This is a genomic window from Treponema endosymbiont of Eucomonympha sp., from assembly GCF_001028545.1.
Genome location: NZ_BBPW01000326.1, coordinates 1 through 1,172, shown reverse-complemented (window position 1 = coordinate 1,172; position 1,172 = coordinate 1). Strand labels below are relative to the sequence as shown.

The 1,172-nt window shown below is 53.0% G+C and carries 1 protein-coding gene and 1 pseudogene; one reads left to right on the top strand and one right to left on the bottom strand.

Annotated elements, in window-relative coordinates; translation table 11 throughout:
• Positions 1-124: pseudogene (locus AWU74_RS10715) on the bottom strand (transposase); the annotation flags it as partial.
• 831 nt (positions 125-955) lie between these two features.
• On the opposite strand from AWU74_RS10715, the gene AWU74_RS06860 reads away from it, so the two are divergent.
• A partial coding sequence (locus AWU74_RS06860; RefSeq protein ID WP_162504978.1) for a transposase occupies positions 956-1,172 on the top strand: 217 nt, incomplete at its 3' end.

The following is a 1,172-nucleotide window of genomic DNA, read 5'->3' as shown; positions in this document are numbered from 1 at the left end:
AAAACCGCTTGTGTATGCTGTTCCAATTCCCGAATTCCGGCGGTATGTCCCTCCACGGAGCGCCCGTGCGCGTCTGCCACGCTACCGCGTTGATAAACAGGCGGTTATCTTTCGCCACTCCCCCGCGCCAGCAGGTTTCTACGGCGAAACGGCTATAAAATCCGCTACGCAGAGCACCAGCGCCGAGACCGGCGCGCTCACCGTTGCAGGCGGACTCGGCGTTAAAAAGGATTTGCGGGTGGGCGGAGAAATATTTTCGGAAGAGGGGAAAAGTTTTGTGCCGGTCGGGTTTGTTTATTTTCAGTTGCCTCACAAAAAATCCGCGGTCGAATTATTCGTCGGAAACTGGATAATCATTTCTCAGACAGAGTTTCCCGGTGTATTTTTCAGGTCTGAAGGCGGAAACGCTTCTGAGTTCGGAAGCGGCGTGCAAGATATGGCTCTCCAGGATCACAGCCACGACTATCGGCTGGCGATATATTCCAGCGGTAGCGGCGCTGTGTTCTACGGTAGCGACCGTGTTACATACTTCAGAGAGACAGCCACAACCGGCACTAGCGGTACAGGCGTAGAAACGCGCCCGGTAAACATAACTATACGTATTTGGGAACGCGTCAGCTAGAGAGCCGCTGCGGGGCTGGCTCTTTATGCTTGAAAAAAGCTAGACAGGGCGGCGGTTTTCTGGTCTTATCAGGCTAAAAACAAAACTGCAAAGTTAGTCAGTTTTTCTTATAATCGGGTAGGCAATCAGCGCTATAAATCATAGCTGGCATATCGCTCGGCAGCCCCGCTAGCCGCTTGCCTCTATGTCGTTACCCGCAGGGTAACGCGAAACACGTGCAGGTTTGGCAGTCAAACACGAGCAGGTTTCAAAGCCCGATACGGGTGTATTACAGCACAGAGGCTCTACCTAGGTAGTGTGGACTGGATAAAGGAAAAGAGGTAAAATAGAAGCATGAAAAGAAATGAAGGCATTCACCGGCACGATATAAGCGACGAGGCGTGGGAACGGATAAAAGAACTGTTGCCCGGACAGGCAGGGAAACGCGGGGGAGTGGCGAAAGATAACCGCCTGTTTATCAACGCGGTAGCGTGGCAGACGCGCACGGGCGCTCCGTGGAGGGACATACCGCCGGAATTCGGGAATTGGAACAGCATACACAAGCGGTTTT